The organism is Burkholderia sp. AW49-1 (assembly GCF_053427845.1).
On sequence record NZ_JBSAXF010000001.1, the window covers coordinates 519,911 to 535,617 of the forward strand.

Genomic DNA, 15,707 nt, shown 5'->3' on the forward strand with positions numbered 1-15,707 from the left:
ACGAAGCGTGTCTGACGACCGCGCAGCCGTTCGTGACGAACGGACGCCGGGCCCTTGCGCGGGGCGCGTCGCCGTCGCCCGGCGCGGCGCCCTCCCGCACGCCCAATGTGTCAGAAGCGCCGGCCGGCCGAAATCCGCCGGATGGCCCGGCCCGGATGGCATGGGCCGACCGGACGGCCCGTCGCGACGGGGGCCGGAAGCAGATAGAAATTCCCGATGCCGCGGATTGAAACAAGCAATTTCACAAACCAGGGGTGAACCCGGATACTGGCAACACTTCATCAACACCCAAGCAAAGGAACTCGCAAGATGCCGATCATCAACACCCAAATCAAACCGTTCAAAGCCACCGCATACCACAACGGCGATTTCGTCCCCGTGTCCGAAGAGAACTTCAAGGGCAAGTGGTCCGTCGTCGTGTTCTACCCGGCCGACTTCACGTTCGTCTGCCCGACCGAGCTGGGCGACCTCGCCGACCGCTACGCGGAATTCCAGAAGCTGGGTGTCGAGATCTACGGCGTGTCGACCGATACGCACTTCACGCACAAGGCATGGCACGACACGTCGGACACGATCGGCAAGATCAAGTACCCGATGATCGGCGACCCGACGCTCACGCTGTCGCGCAACTTCGACGTGCTGATCGAGGAAGAAGGGATGGCGCTGCGCGGCACGTTCGTGATCAACCCGGAAGGCGAGATCAAGCTGTGCGAAATCCACGACAACGGCATCGGCCGCGACGCAGGCGAACTGCTGCGCAAGGTGCAGGCCGCGCAATACATCGCGGCGCATCCGGGTGAAGTGTGCCCGGCCAAGTGGACGCCGGGTGCGGAAACGCTGACCCCGTCGCTCGATCTGATCGGCAAGATCTGACGATCGTGCCGCGCGCCTCGCACGAGGCGTGCGCGTCTCGCGAATGCGGGCCGCCTCGTGCGGCCCGCGCCTTTCTCCGGCACGACGTGCCCGACCATAATTATCAATACGGAATCCGAAACGCCATGCTCGACGCCAATCTCAAGAACCAACTGAAAGCGTACCTCGAAAAGATCACGCGCCCGATCGAACTCGTCGCGTCGCTCGACGACAGCGCGAAATCGCAGGAACTGCTTGCGCTGCTGAACGAGATTGTGTCGCTGACGTCGCGCGTGACCGTGACCGAACGCCGCGACGATGCCGAGCGCAAGCCATCGTTCTCGATCGGTGAACCCGGCAAGCCGGCCGGCATCCGCTTCGCCGGCATCCCGATGGGCCATGAATTCACGTCGCTCGTGCTCGCACTGCTGCAGACGGGCGGCCATCCGCTCAAGCTCGACGACGACGTGATCGAACAAATCCGCGCGCTCGACGGCGACTACGCATTCGAGACGTATTTCTCGCTGTCGTGCCAGAACTGCCCGGAAGTCGTGCAGGCGCTGAACGTGATGTCGCTGATCAACCCGCGCATCCGCCACGTCGCGATCGACGGCGCATTGTTCCAGAACGAGGTCGAAGCACGCCAGGTCATGGCCGTGCCGACGATGTTCCTGAATGGCGAATCGTTCGGCCAGGGCCGCAGCAGCGTGAAGGAAATCCTCGCGAAGCTCGACACGGGCGCCAGCGCCCGCGCCGCGAAGTCGCTCGAGAACAAGCCCGTGTTCGATACGCTGATCGTCGGCGGCGGCCCGGCCGGTGCGGCCGCCGCGATCTACTCGGCGCGCAAGGGCATCGCGACGGGCGTCGTCGCCGAGCGTTTCGGCGGCCAGGTGCTCGACACGATGGCGATCGAGAACTTCGTGTCGGTGCAGGAAACGGAAGGACCGAAGTTCGCCGCGGCGCTCGAGCAGCACGTGAAGCAGTACGACGTCGACATCATGGACGTGCAGCGCGCCGACGCGCTGATTCCGGGCGACGTGCACCACGTCCGCCTCGCGAATGGCGCCGTGCTGAAGGCGAAGACGATCATTCTCGCGACCGGCGCGCGCTGGCGCGAAATCAACGTGCCGGGCGAGCGCGAATACCGCAACCGCGGTGTCGCATACTGCCCGCACTGCGACGGCCCGCTGTTCAAGGGCAAGCGCGTCGCGGTGGTCGGCGGCGGCAACTCGGGCGTCGAGGCCGCGATCGACCTGGCCGGCATCGTGAAGGAAGTCACGCTGATCGAATACGGGGCGCAACTGCGCGCGGACGAAGTGCTGCAGCGCAAGCTGCGCAGCCTGCCGAACGTGACGATCGTCACGCAGGCGCAGACGACCGAGCTGACCGGCGACGGCAGCAAGCTGAACGGGCTCGTCTACAAGGATCTGCGTTCGGGTGAAACGAAGCGGGTCGATCTCGAAGGCGTGTTCGTGCAGATCGGCCTCGTGCCCAACACCGAATGGCTGAAGGGCACGATCGAACTGTCGAAGCACGGCGAGATCGTCGTCGATGCGCGCGGTGCGACGTCGGTGCCGGGCGTGTTTGCCGCCGGCGACGTGACGACGGTGCCGTTCAAGCAGATCGTGATCGCGGTGGGCGAAGGCGCGAAGGCATCGCTCGGCGCGTTCGATCACCTGATCCGGCAAGACGCGACGCCCGCTACCGCCGACGCGCCGCAGGCCGAAGAAGCGATCGCCGCGTAACGCGCGACGCACCACACAAGTTCGTGTCTCTTGGCCCCGCATGCCCTGGTCGGCGTGCGGGGCCCTTTTTCATCCGGCATCGAGCGGCGCTGCGCGAGCGCGGCCGCTCCGTTCTCACTGGGTCACGCCGGGCCCGGCGTTCGCCGGTGTGGCTGCCTTGAAGCTGCTCGACTGCCTGACCAGTTGATCGGTCATCGCGGCTGCGACCGGATTCGCGCCCGTCGTCGCGTGCTGCCGATCGGCGCTCGGCGTCGCCACGTATTGCGGCGGCGGCAACGACGGATCGAGCTTTGCCGATTCCCGCACGAGTGCAGCGGTTTCAGGCGTTTCGGATTTCACCGCGGGCGTCGCGGCAGCGTGCCGCTCGAGCCCGTCGCGCTTGCGCGCCGCGTGCTGGGTCGGCTGCTCCGCCTGCTGACTCGGCCGAGCCGCCTGCGTCGCCTGGGCCGGCGGCATCGATTGCACGGGTTGCGCCGCTTGTACCGGCGCTTTTACCGGCGGAGCGGGCTGGGCTTTCGGCGGGGTCGCATCCTCCGGCTCGACCGTCACGACATGGACGGTCGGCGGCGGCGCACTCGGTTTCGGCGGTGGCGCCGGCGCGGCGACGACCGGCGCGACGGCAGCGGATGCCGGCGCCGCGCTCGTATGCGCAGGAGTCGCGGGAGGCGGCCGTACGGCCGCAGGTTGCGGCACGGCCTCATCCATATGCGTGGAAGGGACGGCGACCGCCGCAGGCGGCGCGATCGTGCCTTGTGCGGTGTGGCCGTCGTTCGCTGCCGTCACGGCGGCGGCAGGCGCCGCGGCGTCGCCGATGCCGGCCTCCGCGATCGCGCGGTGGTCCGCACGCAGGAGCATCACGTAGCCGGTGCCGGCCGCGGCAACCAGCAGGCCGCCGGCGATCATCAATGTCTTACGGGTACTAGTCATGCTTGCTCACCGATCTTATCGACGTGAACAAGCCATCATACGCGTGCGATCGCGGCTGATCCCGCACGAATACAATTGGTTTCATTGATGTCGACCCCAGAGCGGCGCGGCCTTGCCGCACCGCGTCGCCCTATCGTCAGACGGTTCGACATCGCCCCCCGGCGGTATTTCATCGGACGATCGATGTCGCGGAAGATACGCCATCCACGCTGAAGCACGGCGAGTCAGGGAAAGTGCCGCGTGTCGCGAAACGGCGCCGTACCTTGCCGCGCCGGCGTATGAACGACACACGCAATGAACGCGATCAAAAGCACCCCGCATGCGGCGATTACTCCGGAAACGGCAAATCCGTTTGTCCGTCCGCGCGCATACCGAACGTGTTGAGCGTCATCGCCACGAGCGCGTAATAGCCGAGCAGCGCGACGAGGTTCACGACGGTCTCGTGGCCGAAACGCGCCTGCGCGCGCGCGAACGTCGCGTCGCTCACGCGCCGCGTGTCGTACAGCTCGGTCGCGAACGCATGGATCAGCGCATCGTCGTCCGATTCGAACGCCGGCTCGACGCCGCGGCGGATCGCGTCGGCCGTCGCAGCCGGCACACCCGCATCGAGCGCGATCGGATGATGGATGTGCCACTCGGCCTGCGAGCGCCAGCGCGCGGCTGTCACGAGAATCGCGAGCTCCGACAGACGCAGCGGCAGCCCCGTGCGATAGCGGCAGAACGCGCCGAGCCGCTGCGCGTGCTGCGCGAGCTCGGGACTCGCGATCCAGCCGAGGAACGGCCCGTTCAGGTTGCCGCGCGGGCCGCTGAGAATGTCGGCGAGCACGGCCTTCTGCTCGTCGGTGGCCGATGCGGGATCGAAGGGAGGCAGTCTGTCCGTCATGGTGAGGATTCGATGAGATAGAGGTTCACGCGCCGACCGATGCGAGCGCCGCATCGATCGCGCCGGACAGCCGTTCGACGATCGTGTCGATCTGCTGCGCGGTGCAGACGAACGGCGGTGCGATCAGTATGTGATCGCCGTGCACGCCATCGATCGTGCCGCCCATCGGATACACCATCAGGCCGCGCTGCATCGCTTCGCGCTTGACTGCCGCATGCAACTTCAACGCGGGATCGAACGTCGCCTTGCTGTCGCGATCGCGCACGAGCTCGACGCCGACGAACAGCCCGCGGCCGCGCACGTCACCGACATGCGGATGCGCGCCGTAATGCTCGCGCAGCGACGCGCGCAATTGCTCGCCGCGCGCCTTCACGTTGTCGAGCAGCTTCTCTTCGGCGATCACGCGCTGCACTTCGAGCGCAGCCGCGCAGGCCGTTGCATGACCGAGATACGTGTGGCCATGCTGGAAGAAACCCGAGCCGTCGACGATCGTCCGGTAGATGCGATCGCTCACCAGCGTCGCGCCGATCGGCTGGTATCCTGCGCCGAGCCCCTTCGCGATCGTCAGCAGGTCGGGCGCGATGCCATCTTCGTCGCACGCGAACAGGTAACCGGTGCGCCCCATTCCCGACATGATTTCGTCGAGGATCAACAGCACGCCGTACTTGTCGCACACCGCGCGAATCTTCTTCAGGTAGGTACGCACCGGCGGTACCGCGCCTGCCGTCGCACCGACCACCGTTTCCGCGACGAATGCCGCGACGTTTTCCGCGCCGAGTTCGACGATCTTCTGCTCCAGCTCGTCAGCCAGGCGCTGTGCATAGGCTTCGTCGGTTTCCCCTGCCTGCTGGTCGCGATACGCATAGCACGGGCTCACATGATGCGCCTCGATCAGCAGCGGCAGGAACGGCTCGCGCCGCCATGCGTTGCCGCCGATCGCGAGCGCGCCGAGCGTGTTGCCATGATAGCTCTGTCGCCGTGCGATGAAATGGCGGCGCTGCGGCTCGCCCTTCTCGACGAAATACTGGCGCGCGAGCTTCAATGCGGCTTCGATCGCCTCGGATCCGCCGGACACGAAATACACGTGTTCGAGACCGGCCGGCGCGGCCTCGACGAGCCGGTCCGCCAGTTCTTCCGCCACGTCGGTCGTGAAGAACGACGTATGCGCGTACGGCAGTTGCTGCACCTGCCGCTTGATCGCATCGATCACACGCTGGTTGCTGTGGCCGAGGCACGACACGGCCGCGCCGCCGCACGCGTCGATGTAGCGTTTGCCGGTCGAATCGATGATCTCGATGCCGTCGCCTGCAACGGCGACGGGCAAAGTGGCGCGTGGAGCGCGATGAAAAACGGTCGTCATGCGTTGCCTCATGGATCAGGACGCGCTGCGCGCGTGCGCGGACGGCACGATGCGCGACGCGAAGCGCCGCGTGCCGTGTTGGTGAATGGTGAAGTCGATCGCGGTGTCGCGAATCGCGAACACGGCAGTCGCCAGCGTGTTTTCATCGTCGGGGTCGGCCGGATCGTCGCGATAGATCGGCAGTCCTTCCGGTGCGCGGTCGCCGAGCACGCGCAGCAGCGCGGCTTCGTCGATCGCGTCGATGCCCGGCGTCAGCGCATCGACACGCCGCTGACGATCGCCGGACGATTGCGTGACGATCTGCGCTTCCGCCTCGCATCCCGGATGCACGAGATGATTCGCGTGACCGGCAAGATGCGCGACTTCGACGACCGAGCAGCGCGCGACGCTCGCCTCGATGCTCAGGAGCCGCGGATCGCCGGTCGCGCCGAGCGTATGGTGAAAGCCGCTCGCGCGCGCATGCGTGCGCAGCACGTCGGCGGCCGCATCGAGCGATGTGGCGTCGAGCACGGCGCGCGCGAGGATCATTCGCGGCACGCCGACCGCCGGCGTGCGGATCCGCAGGTTGTTGATCGCCTGCGTGACGCCCGCGCGGTTCGCGGCAAACGTATGCCCGGGCAGCGAGCCCGGGTAGTAGAAACTGATGAAGCCCGGCTTGCCTTGTGGCTGCACGTCGACCAGCAGGCAGCGCTCGCGCAGGTACGGATCGCCGTCCTCGTTGTGCGCGATCCAGCGCGTGCCGTGCGCATCGCGCCCGGCGAGCGTCGTGCAGCCGTCCGGCGCGTGATGGATCAGTTCGCCGCGGCAGTTCCACAGGAAAATGTCCTCGGCCGGCCAGCCGATGCCCGCCGCAATCCCGTCCAGTTCCGCGACGAGATCGGGGTACGCGGCCAGCGCGGCCTGTCGCAGCGCGGCGACGAACGGATGGCCGCGCCAGCGGCGCACGGCCTGCCATGCGCTGCTCTGCTGCATGTACGCATCGAACACGGGGCGGGCAAGCTCGCCGAGGCGCACGCCGATGTCGAACGGCGTGCCGGCGATGACGGGAGATGGGGAAAGCGGCATGTCGGTTGACTCGGTTTCGTTCAGGACACGTGTTTCAGGAATTCCTTCAGGCGCGGGGTCGGCGGCCGGTCGATCAGGTCGACCGGGCGGCCGTCCTCGGCGATGCCGCCCTGATCCATGAACAGCAACCGCGTGCCGACCCGCTTCGCGAAGCCGATCTCGTGCGTGACGACGATCATCGTCATTCCTTCGGTCGCGAGATCCTGCATCACTTTCAGCACTTCGTGGCGCAATTCCGGATCGAGCGCCGACGTCGGCTCGTCGAACAGCATCAGCCGCGGCCGGATCGCGAGCGCGCGTGCGATCGCGACGCGCTGCTGCTGGCCGCCCGACAGCTCCGACGGATAATGATTCGCGCGCGATTCGAGGCCGACCTTGTCGAGCAGCGCCATCGCCTGGTCGCGCGCGTCGGCGCGCGACGCGCCGCGTACCTGGGTCGGCCCGAACATCACGTTCTCGAGCGCGGTCATCTGCGGAAACAGGTTGAACTGCTGGAACACCATGCCCGCTTCAAGCCGGATGTTGCGGATCGTCGACGCGTTGCCGCGCACGCTCTGGCCGTCGACCAGCAACTCGCCGCTCGTGATTTTCTCGAGCGCGTTGATACAGCGCAACATCGTCGACTTGCCCGAACCCGACGGACCGATCACGACGACCACCTCGCCCGCATCGATCTTCAGGTCGATATGCTTCAGCACCGGCACATGGCCGAAGCTCTTCGACACGTTCTGGAATTCGATCATGCTCATAAGATGCGCATCCTCTTTTCGACGAGCCGAAGCGTCAGCGTCATCGCGCCGGTCAACAGCAGGTAGATGACGGCCACCGCGGTCCAGATCTCGACCGCCTGGAAGTTGCCGGCAATGATTTCCTGCCCCTTGCGCGTCAATTCGCCGACGCCGATCACGATGAACAGCGACGTGTCCTTGAGGCTCACGATGCACTGGTTGCCGAGCGGCGGAATCAGGCGCCGGAATGCGAGCGGCCCGACCACCTTCAGCAGCACGCGCGGCATCGACAGGCCCATCGCGAGCCCCGCTTCCGTCAGCCCCTTCGGGATCGACAGCAGCGCGCCGCGCACCACTTCCGCGAGATACGCGCCCGAATTCACCGTGATCGCGATGATCGCGGCCGTCAGGCCGTCGATGCGGATATGCGCGAGCAGCGGCAACGCGAAATACAGGAACATCACCTGCACGACGATCGGCGTGCCGCGGATCAGTTCAATATAAACCTGTGCGAGCACGTTCATCGCCTTCGGTCCGTATGCGCGGAACATGCCCGCGATCATCCCGACGACGAATCCGCCCACCAGCCCGAAAAATGCGATGAACACCGTCAACCGGACCCCGTCCATCAGGTCCGGCAACGCCGCCCAGATCGCCGACCAATCGAAATTCACCTGTCGCTCCCCGTCCGATCCAAGACCGGCGCGGCCGCCCGGCCACGCCATGCTGTGCCGTCACGCTCACATCTTCGGCGGCTCGGCGCCGAACCACTTCTTGTAGATCTGCGCGTAGCGGCCGTCGGCCTTGATCTTCACGAGCGACGCGTTGACCTTCGGCACGAGCACGCTGCCCTTCGGGAAGCCGATCCCGTACTTGTCGCCGCTGACCGGCTGGCCCGCGACCTTCACCTTGCCCTTGCCTTCGTTGTTCACGAAGAACAGCACGTTCGGCGTGTCGTGCATCGCCGCGTCGACGCGGCCGGCCTCGAGCGCGAGATATGCCTGGTCGATGTTCGGGAACTGGCGGATCTCCTTCGGCTTCAGGTGCGCCTTGATCCAGTCGATCGTCGCGGTGCCCGTCTTCGCGGCGATCACCTTGCCGTTCAGGTCGTCGATCGACTTGATCGTTGTGTTGCCGGTCTGCACCATCGCGGCGAGGCCGCTGTCGTAGTACGGCGCGGAGAAGTCGATCGCCTTCTTCCGCTCTTCCTTGATGGTCATCCCCGACAGCGCGACGTCGATGTTCTGCGTCTGCAGCGCCGGGATCAGGCCCGCGAAATCCATCGGCTGGATCGTGTATTTCCAGCCCTGGTCCTTCGCGATCTCGGCCCACAAGTCGAGATCGAAGCCGACGTACTTGTCGCCCTGCTTGAACTCGAACGGCATGAACGACGTATCGGTCCCGACGACGAGCGTCTTGGTATCCGCGTGCGCGATGCTGGCGCCGAGCGCGGCGACCACCGCGACGGCTTTCAGGAAGGAACGGCGACTCATGACTTTTCTCCGCATGGTTGAGCGATGTAACCGGCCGGCCGGCCGGGGAACGACGACATCAAGCCGCACCGCAACATGCGATGTTGAATTAGACATTAGTGCAACAAGTGTTGTCAACACGGATACTACGACAACAAAAAAATGCTCAACAGGAAAATGCATCGAGACAAACCCGAGCCGCACGGGCGGGATTGATCGGAGGAAAGGCGCGCGCGTGGACGGGCGCCCGCCCGGCAATTCGGCGCGACCGGAGGGTCCCATGCGCGCCGACGCCGCGGCGATCGCGATGCCGGCCACCGCCGCCGTTTTCGTCGATGTGGCTCGCGCGCCGCCTCGCGGAACTTTCGTCGCTGCATCCGGAAACGCCGCTGCACGCCGTCGTGGTCGACGACGAACCGGATTTCGCGCGCAGCGGCGTTGATCTCGCGATCGTGCACGTGCTCGCGCCCCGGCTGCGCGACGACGATGACGTGTTGATGCGCGAAACCGTGTTTTCGGTCTGCAGTCCAGAACTGTATCCGCACGCATCGGGGTATGTATGCCGATCGCGGCTGCTGCAGAAGATGCACGAGGACAGCCCCGAAATCGACTGGCGCAACGGGGCCGTGCAGTTCGGCTTGCCGGACGACTTCGAGACGAAGATCGTCCGCTACAGCAGTTTCAGTCAGGCAATCGGCGCGGCGCTGGGCCGCGCGTGCCGCCGATCGAGCCCGAACTGTGCAGCGGCCGCCTGGTGCCGCTGGTGCCGGGCCTCGCACGCGATGCGTCATGGCGCGTCGTGCTTCGCCGCAATCCGTCGGCACGGCTTCGGCTGCTCGATCCGTTGATCGCATTCCTGCGCCGCGAAGCCGATGCACCGCCGCTTCAGCTCGCGAAGATCGTTGCGCTCGCATCCAACGACAGTCACGCGCGCGGCGCGGGCGGTGCGTAGCGACCCGCGCGCGAGGCCCGCGCCGCCCCCCCCCCTGTTCATCCTCTCGTCACGGCGCGGCAAAGAACAACGCGACGACGCAGGCCATCCCCGCGAACCATACGAGCGAGCGCAGTGCCGCCCAGTTCAGCAGGTACGTCAGCACATAGACGACGCGAATCGCGACGAACCCCATCGCGAGCTGGTCGACGTGATGCGCGTTCGCGCCGTTGTGCCATGCGACGACCAGTGCGGCCGTAAACAGCGCCAGCGCTTCCCAGGCATTCTGGTGCGCGGCCTGCGCCCGCGCGCGCCAGCCTTCGAGCCTTGCCAGGTACTCGCGCGGCGCGTGGTTGTCGTAGCCCTTGCGGGCCTTGGCCAGGAACGTCATCGGGAACGGCAACAGCGCCACGATGAACAGGCAGATCTGGGACGTCGTCATCAAAGTCTCCTCCTTTATGATTACATTGATCACTGACACGGTCGCGCAGAGCTTAGCATTGCACCCGGCTGTTCGCGCACCGGTTTTCTAGACGGGAGACTCGGCAAGTCAGCCTGCCAAAGGCCGTGACGGCATGGATCAGGCACCAAAAATTCCACCAAATCGTCGACAAATACGTTAATTAAAACTGGTCGAACACCAATAAGATAGCGTTCAACACTGGCTCGGCGTATTGCCGCGCCAGCCTGCTCACCCGCGCCGCGCCGCCGCGTGCGCCGAACGACTTTCGACCCAAGCCCGCCCATGCCCCGTCCCATCGTCGCCCATATCCGTCCCGATGCCGTCCGCCACAACCTCGACTTCATCCGCCGCACCGCCGCGCAATCGCGCGTGTGGGCCGTGGTCAAGGCCAACGCTTACGGTCATGGGATCGAACGGATCTATCCGGGCCTCGCGGCCGCCGACGGCATCGCGCTGCTCGATCTCGACGAAGCCGTGCGCGTGCGGGAGCTCGGCTGGGACAAGCCGGTGCTGCTGCTCGAAGGGATCTTCGAGCCCGCCGACGTCGAACTGGCCGATCGCCACCGGCTGACGGTGGCCGTACACTGCGACGCGCAGCTCGATCTGCTGATCGCCGCGAAGCCGCGGCAGCCGATCGACATCCAGCTGAAGATGAACTCCGGGATGAACCGGCTCGGCTACCGGCCCGGCGCATTCCGCGCCGCGTGGGAACGCGCGGCGGCCGCGCCGTCGATCGGCAAGATCACGCTGATGATGCATTTCGCGAACGCCGACGAAGGCGAAGTCGACTGGCAGCTCGAGCAGTTCGATGCGGCCACGGCAGGGATTCCGGGCGAGCGCACGGCATCGAATTCGGCGGCCGTGCTGTGGCATCCGCGCGCGCACCGCGACTGGGTGCGGCCGGGCACGATCCTGTATGGCGCGTCGCCGACCGGCGCGTCGCGGCACATCGCCGACACGCCGCTGATGGCCGCGATGACGCTGACGAGCAAGATCATCGGCGTGCAGACGCTCGCGCCGGGGGAAACGGTCGGTTATGGCCGTCGCTTCACGGCAGACCAGCCGATGCGCGTCGGCGTCGTCGCGTGCGGCTACGCGGACGGCTATCCACGTCACGCGCCGACCGGCACGCCGATCGCGGTGGACGGCGTGATGACGCGCGTCGTCGGCCGCGTGTCGATGGACATGCTGACCGTCGACCTGACGCCGTGCCCGAACGCTGGCATCGGCTCGAGCGTCGAGCTGTGGGGCGATCGGGTGAAGGTCGACGACGTCGCGGAAGCCAGCGGCACGATTGGCTACGAGCTGATGTGCGCACTCGCGCCCCGCGTGCCGGTCGTGATCGCGCCGCCCGGCACGTCGACGGTGCAGCCGGCGCTGCGCACGGGCAGCTACGGGCGTTGATGCCCGGCGCAGATGCGGCGGCACGCTCGCTGCCGCCGCGCATCCGGATCAGCTCGCGGGCCGCTTTGCCAGCGGCCCGTCTGCTTTTGCACCGTGTAAAAAGCGCTGGCGCGGGCAATGCGCACGCGCGGCCGCCGCGCTACGAACGCCACACCGGCTTGCGTTTCTCCAGGAACGCGTCGATCCCCTCGCCGGCGTCCTCTTCCATCATGTTGCGCGCCATCACGTCGCCGGCAAACGCGTACGCGTCGTCGAGCGGCAGTTCGCGCTGCCGGTAGAACATCTGCTTGCCGTAGCGCACCGCCGCCGGGCTCTTCGCGACGATCTCCGCGACCTTGCGCGCGACGGCCGCGTCGAGCGCATCCTCGGGCACGGCCTCGTTGACGAGCCCCCAGGCAGCCGCCGTCGCCGCATCGACGAAACGCCCGGTGACGAGCATGTCGAACGCGCGCTTCGCCGACACGTTGCGGCTCAAGGCGACGGCAGGCGTCGAACAGAACAGCCCGACGTTGATTCCGGATACCGCGAAGCGCGCGGTGTCCGCTGCGACGGCGAGATCGCACGCGGCGACGAGCTGGCAGCCAGCCGCCGTCGCGATGCCGTGCACGCGTGCGATCACCGGCACCGGCAATGCGCGCATCGCGAGCATCACGCGGCTGCATTGCGCGAACAGCGTGCGGTAGTAATCGAGTTCGGGTTTGGCGCGCATCTGCCGCAGGTCGTGGCCCGCGCAGAACGCCTTGCCTTCGGCGGCGAGCACGACGCAGCGCACGTGCGGATCGGCGGCCAGCGAATCGAACGCGTCCTGCAGGCTCGCCAGCATCGCCTCCGACAACGCGTTGAACTGTTGCGGCCGGTTCAGCCGCAGCGTGACGACGCCGTCGCGCACGTCGCGCAGCAGGATCGGCTCGGTGGTTTCGTGACGGGGTTCCATGATGCTCCGCTCGACGGGGTTCGATCGGGCGCGAATCTGCAGCACGGGTGGCACGCGCCCGGATTCGCGATCGACATGATCACGAATCGTCCTCCACATTGCACGCGGCGTCCAGCGGGGGCGACCGGCCGGCCGGCGAAGCCGGCTTGCACGTCGCCGCACCGTGAAGCGAAGGCTACCCAGGCTGCCCGTTGATCGCCGCTCAACGGCGATGCATCTCCCGCGTGCGCGCTCAGCCCGCGAGCTTCTTCAGCGCGTCGAGCACCGCGTCGCCCTTGAACGGCTTCACGATCCAGCCCTTCACGCCGGCGGCCTTGCCGCGCTCCTTCATCGCCGGGCTGCTTTCGGTCGTCAGCATCACGACGTTGACCGACGTATTCGCCAGCTCGCCGCGGATCTTCTCGACCATCGTCAGGCCGTCCATGTTCGGCATGTTCACGTCGCTGATCACGAGGCGCACGCCGGGCGTCGCCTTGAGCTTCGCGAGCCCGTCCTTGCCGTCCACCGCCGTCGCGACGTCGAGCCCGTGATTGCGCAGGAACCCCGCGACCTCGTCACGCACCGTGCCCGAATCGTCGACCACCAGAATCTTTGCCATGCCGTATTCCCCTTTCCTTGTTGCTGACTTCAACATTCAAAACAGTTCGAGTTCGCCCGACTCGACCATCGGCCCCACGTCCTGCACGGATTCGCGGAAATCCTCCGGCGACCAGCTCAGGCTGAACACGAAACGCTGGTCGAGCCGCACCGATCGTCCCGACTCGCGGTCGGTCATCCGGTACTTGAAACAGAGCTGCGGACAGTCGCCGCCGAACGAAATGAATTTCTGCTTGTGATTGACGACGAGCGGCACCTGCACGGGATGGCGCGCGAGTGCCTCCGCGTCGCCGAGATAGCGGTTCTTGAACGCGCCCCACACGAGGTTGGTCAACTCGCCAAGCACGTTGTTCACGTCGCGGAAATCGGGTGCGCGGCCGTCGTCGCGCGTGCCGCCGATCATGTCGAGCAGCGGCTGCTCGCTCGTCTGCAGCAGCATGTAGCCGCGGCACCACGCGCTTTCCAGCGCGATCAGGCTGAACACCTCGCCGAAGATGATCTGGTCGCGCACGATGCACGGCGTGTCGCGCTCGATCGCGAGACCCGGAAACAGGCTGTCGAGCCGCGCCTCGGTGATCTCCGCGATGCCGCGCACGAGTGCGTTCGGGTAATCGCGGCCGAACAGGTATTCATCGATCGCGCGCTTGAGTGGCGTCAGGTCGTCGGCGACGTAGGCTGCGCACGCGACGCGCGCGAGCGCATCGGGCAGCCCGTCGCGCGACGCATTCGACGCGCGGCGCAGGATGATCGGCAACTCGGGCCGCAGCGCATCGATCTGCGTCGCGATGATCGCGCTTTCGTCCGGCGAGCCGCCGTAGTCCTCCGCGAGCAGGATCGCGCCGAGATCGATGTTCGAGCGCAGCACCTTCAGCAGCCGGTTGCGCCGCACGGTCAGGCCGACCAGGTTGTGCTCGTCGCAGAAGCGCTTGAGCGTCGCCGCATGCGCGCGGCTGTCGTCGAGCACGAGCACCTTGCTGACGGGTTGGTCTACGGTCATCTCAAGGAGTCCTTCCTCGCAATCGGTCAAAAGAGTTCGAGCTCGCCGCCCGTGTCCACGCTCGCCGCTTCCGGCACGTGGAAATCGACCGGCGCGTTCGCGCACACGCACAGCGTCGCGCCGATCCGCACGTCGCCGTCGAGCGTCACGTCGTACGCGGCCACGTGGTCGGGATGCAGCGCCGGCAGGTAGTCGACGCTCGCGCCGCTCAACAGGTAAGGCGTCGACATCCCGAGATCGGGGAACGGCGCGGTCAGCGCCTGGTTGATCGCGCCGCAGCACAGGTTCGCGACTTCCATGAATGCCTCGGGCAGCGGCCGCTGCGTGCTCGCGCCGGGCGTCGTCGTGGCGAAGTGACGACGCGTCGGTTCGTCGTCGCGAAAGCGCAGCGCGAGCAGCAGCCGGAAGTACAGTGCCGAGATCGTCAGCACCGCGACGTGCTCGGGCACCTTCGGCGTCGCGCGCGACTTCGCGCGTGACGAATCGTGCGACGCGTCGTGCGCATCGCCGGCTACCGGCCTGATTTCGCACGCGCCGCCGGACGCGAGCCGTGTGCGCGCCGCATCGAAGAAGATCCGCTCGAAACCGGCCCTGGCCTGCGCGCTGATCACGCCGCCGCTCCCTCGAGCCGCGCATGCAGTTGCCCGGCCAGCGTCTCGACCGTCGCGAGCGCGGCCGTGATCATCTTGCCGCCGGCCTGGATGTCCTGGAACGTCGCGGCGGTCACGAGATCGTTGCGATTCAGGCTGTCGCGATAGCTGTTCGACAGCTGCTGCGAGCGCGCGGCGAGCCCGCGCACCTCGCTCGCGACGATCGAGAAGCCTCGCCCGGCCGTGCCCGCGCGCGCGGCCTCGATCGACGCGTTCAGCGACACGATCGACACGTGCGCGACGATCGCCGACAGCTCCTGGTTCTTCGTGCGCATGTCCTGGTTCTGCGTGGTCAGCGAGATCATCTGCTCGTGCCAGCGTTCGAACGTGCCGGCCAGCCCGCGCAGCCGCGCAGCTTCGTCGGCGAGCTTCGTCGCATGCTGCGACAGCGCGGCGCGCTCGGCCGCGAGCGCCTGCAGCGCGTCGCGCTGCTCGCCGGTGCCGGCCGCCTCGCGCGCCAGCGCCTCCTCGAGCGCCGCTTCGCGGCGTGCCCACGCCCGCGCCGCTTCGGCATGTGCGGCAACGGCTTCATCGGCCCGTGCATCGGCCGCGCCGAGTGCGGCGCGCAACGCCCCGGCTTCGCGCGTCAGCGCGGCAACGAGTCGCGCTCGCGTGATGCGACACACGATCGCGGCCACCGCCGCGACCACCATGCCGCCCGCCAGCGCGGCGCCGATCGGGATCATCCACGCTTGCACG

At 67.0% G+C, this 15,707-nt stretch carries 17 protein-coding genes; 4 read left to right on the forward strand and 13 right to left on the reverse strand.

The features are described from left to right. Positions 1-309: 309 nt before the first annotated feature. Both ahpC and ahpF read left to right on the forward strand, forming a co-directional pair. Complete coding sequence (gene ahpC, locus ACV22W_RS02155; RefSeq protein WP_006488685.1) at positions 310-873, forward strand: alkyl hydroperoxide reductase subunit C; 564 nt, start codon at positions 310-312, stop codon at positions 871-873. Positions 874-998: 125 nt separating this feature from the next. Further along, complete coding sequence (gene ahpF, locus ACV22W_RS02160) at positions 999-2,597, forward strand: alkyl hydroperoxide reductase subunit F (RefSeq protein WP_448017524.1); 1,599 nt, start codon at positions 999-1,001, stop codon at positions 2,595-2,597. Positions 2,598-2,711: 114 nt separating this feature from the next. On the opposite strand, the gene ACV22W_RS02165 is transcribed toward ahpF, so the two are convergent. The 7 genes from ACV22W_RS02165 to glnH all read right to left on the reverse strand — a co-directional run bounded on the left by ACV22W_RS02165 (position 2,712) and on the right by glnH (position 9,053). Further along, a complete protein-coding gene (locus ACV22W_RS02165) occupies positions 2,712-3,524 on the reverse strand; it encodes an extensin (RefSeq protein WP_448017525.1) in 813 nt (270 codons plus the stop codon). Positions 3,525-3,852: 328 nt separating this feature from the next. Beyond that, entirely contained in the window at positions 3,853-4,407 is a 555-nt protein-coding gene (locus tag ACV22W_RS02170; RefSeq protein WP_059679148.1) for a carboxymuconolactone decarboxylase family protein, read from the reverse strand. A gap of 25 nt (positions 4,408-4,432) precedes the next feature. Continuing rightward, a complete protein-coding gene (locus ACV22W_RS02175; protein WP_448017526.1) occupies positions 4,433-5,767 on the reverse strand; it encodes an aspartate aminotransferase family protein in 1,335 nt (444 codons plus the stop codon). Between the two features lie 15 nt (positions 5,768-5,782). Continuing rightward, a complete protein-coding gene (locus tag ACV22W_RS02180) occupies positions 5,783-6,832 on the reverse strand; it encodes a C45 family autoproteolytic acyltransferase/hydolase (protein WP_448017527.1) in 1,050 nt (349 codons plus the stop codon). 20 nt (positions 6,833-6,852) lie between these two features. Continuing rightward, positions 6,853-7,581 carry a glutamine ABC transporter ATP-binding protein GlnQ gene (gene glnQ, locus ACV22W_RS02185; RefSeq protein ID WP_448017528.1) on the reverse strand — a complete coding sequence of 243 codons (729 nt, stop codon included), beginning with the start codon at positions 7,579-7,581 and terminating at the stop codon, positions 6,853-6,855. Beyond that, positions 7,578-8,285 (reverse strand): glutamine ABC transporter permease GlnP, encoded by a 708-nt coding sequence (gene glnP / locus ACV22W_RS02190; protein WP_448017529.1) that lies wholly within the window; start codon positions 8,283-8,285, stop codon positions 7,578-7,580. Before glnP ends, glnQ begins: the two co-directional genes overlap by 4 nt. Positions 8,286-8,300: 15 nt before the next feature. Next, positions 8,301-9,053, reverse strand: a complete 753-nt coding sequence (glnH, locus tag ACV22W_RS02195) for a glutamine ABC transporter substrate-binding protein GlnH (RefSeq protein ID WP_448017530.1) — start codon at positions 9,051-9,053, stop codon at positions 8,301-8,303. A 314-nt stretch (positions 9,054-9,367) separates the two neighbouring features. Here glnH and ACV22W_RS02200 point away from each other — a divergent pair, with 314 nt between their 5' ends. After that, on the forward strand, positions 9,368-9,880 hold the full coding sequence (locus ACV22W_RS02200) for a hypothetical protein (RefSeq protein ID WP_448017531.1): 513 nt from the start codon (positions 9,368-9,370) through the stop codon (positions 9,878-9,880). Positions 9,881-10,033: 153 nt separating this feature from the next. On the opposite strand, the gene ACV22W_RS02205 is transcribed toward ACV22W_RS02200, so the two are convergent. Continuing rightward, positions 10,034-10,405: an MAPEG family protein gene (locus ACV22W_RS02205; protein WP_448017532.1), complete on the reverse strand. Its 372-nt coding sequence runs from the start codon at positions 10,403-10,405 to the stop codon at positions 10,034-10,036. A 303-nt stretch (positions 10,406-10,708) separates the two neighbouring features. Here ACV22W_RS02205 and alr point away from each other — a divergent pair, with 303 nt between their 5' ends. Continuing rightward, entirely contained in the window at positions 10,709-11,830 is a 1,122-nt protein-coding gene (gene alr, locus ACV22W_RS02210; protein ID WP_448017533.1) for an alanine racemase, read from the forward strand. 139 nt (positions 11,831-11,969) lie between these two features. On the opposite strand, the gene ACV22W_RS02215 is transcribed toward alr, so the two are convergent. The 5 genes from ACV22W_RS02215 to ACV22W_RS02235 all read right to left on the reverse strand — a co-directional run bounded on the left by ACV22W_RS02215 (position 11,970) and on the right by ACV22W_RS02235 (position 15,706). Further along, entirely contained in the window at positions 11,970-12,764 is a 795-nt protein-coding gene (locus tag ACV22W_RS02215; RefSeq protein ID WP_448017534.1) for an enoyl-CoA hydratase, read from the reverse strand. 232 nt (positions 12,765-12,996) lie between these two features. Then, on the reverse strand, positions 12,997-13,362 hold the full coding sequence (locus ACV22W_RS02220; RefSeq protein ID WP_006765703.1) for a response regulator: 366 nt from the start codon (positions 13,360-13,362) through the stop codon (positions 12,997-12,999). Between the two features lie 36 nt (positions 13,363-13,398). Then, on the reverse strand, positions 13,399-14,358 hold the full coding sequence (locus ACV22W_RS02225) for a chemotaxis protein CheX (RefSeq protein ID WP_448017535.1): 960 nt from the start codon (positions 14,356-14,358) through the stop codon (positions 13,399-13,401). A 26-nt stretch (positions 14,359-14,384) separates the two neighbouring features. Further along, on the reverse strand, positions 14,385-14,969 hold the full coding sequence (locus ACV22W_RS02230; protein ID WP_448017536.1) for a hypothetical protein: 585 nt from the start codon (positions 14,967-14,969) through the stop codon (positions 14,385-14,387). Continuing rightward, on the reverse strand, positions 14,966-15,706 hold the full coding sequence (locus ACV22W_RS02235; protein WP_448017537.1) for a methyl-accepting chemotaxis protein: 741 nt from the start codon (positions 15,704-15,706) through the stop codon (positions 14,966-14,968). Before ACV22W_RS02235 ends, ACV22W_RS02230 begins: the two co-directional genes overlap by 4 nt. Position 15,707 lies beyond the last annotated feature (1 nt).

Excerpts from the sequence above, each read along its gene's own strand:
- ahpC (WP_006488685.1), top strand. The coding sequence starts at position 310 with ATGCCGATCATCAACACCCAAATCAAACCGTTCAAAGCCACCGCATAC.
- ahpF (WP_448017524.1), top strand. The coding sequence starts at position 999 with ATGCTCGACGCCAATCTCAAGAACCAACTGAAAGCGTACCTCGAAAAG.
- ACV22W_RS02165 (WP_448017525.1), bottom strand. The coding sequence starts at position 3,524 with ATGACTAGTACCCGTAAGACATTGATGATCGCCGGCGGCCTGCTGGTT.
- ACV22W_RS02170 (WP_059679148.1), bottom strand. The coding sequence starts at position 4,407 with ATGACGGACAGACTGCCTCCCTTCGATCCCGCATCGGCCACCGACGAG.
- ACV22W_RS02175 (WP_448017526.1), bottom strand. The coding sequence starts at position 5,767 with ATGACGACCGTTTTTCATCGCGCTCCACGCGCCACTTTGCCCGTCGCC.
- ACV22W_RS02180 (WP_448017527.1), bottom strand. The coding sequence starts at position 6,832 with ATGCCGCTTTCCCCATCTCCCGTCATCGCCGGCACGCCGTTCGACATC.
- glnQ (WP_448017528.1), bottom strand. The coding sequence starts at position 7,581 with ATGAGCATGATCGAATTCCAGAACGTGTCGAAGAGCTTCGGCCATGTG.
- glnP (WP_448017529.1), bottom strand. The coding sequence starts at position 8,285 with ATGGCGTGGCCGGGCGGCCGCGCCGGTCTTGGATCGGACGGGGAGCGA.
- glnH (WP_448017530.1), bottom strand. The coding sequence starts at position 9,053 with ATGAGTCGCCGTTCCTTCCTGAAAGCCGTCGCGGTGGTCGCCGCGCTC.
- ACV22W_RS02200 (WP_448017531.1), top strand. The coding sequence starts at position 9,368 with ATGTGGCTCGCGCGCCGCCTCGCGGAACTTTCGTCGCTGCATCCGGAA.
- ACV22W_RS02205 (WP_448017532.1), bottom strand. The coding sequence starts at position 10,405 with ATGACGACGTCCCAGATCTGCCTGTTCATCGTGGCGCTGTTGCCGTTC.
- alr (WP_448017533.1), top strand. The coding sequence starts at position 10,709 with ATGCCCCGTCCCATCGTCGCCCATATCCGTCCCGATGCCGTCCGCCAC.
- ACV22W_RS02215 (WP_448017534.1), bottom strand. The coding sequence starts at position 12,764 with ATGGAACCCCGTCACGAAACCACCGAGCCGATCCTGCTGCGCGACGTG.
- ACV22W_RS02220 (WP_006765703.1), bottom strand. The coding sequence starts at position 13,362 with ATGGCAAAGATTCTGGTGGTCGACGATTCGGGCACGGTGCGTGACGAG.
- ACV22W_RS02225 (WP_448017535.1), bottom strand. The coding sequence starts at position 14,358 with ATGACCGTAGACCAACCCGTCAGCAAGGTGCTCGTGCTCGACGACAGC.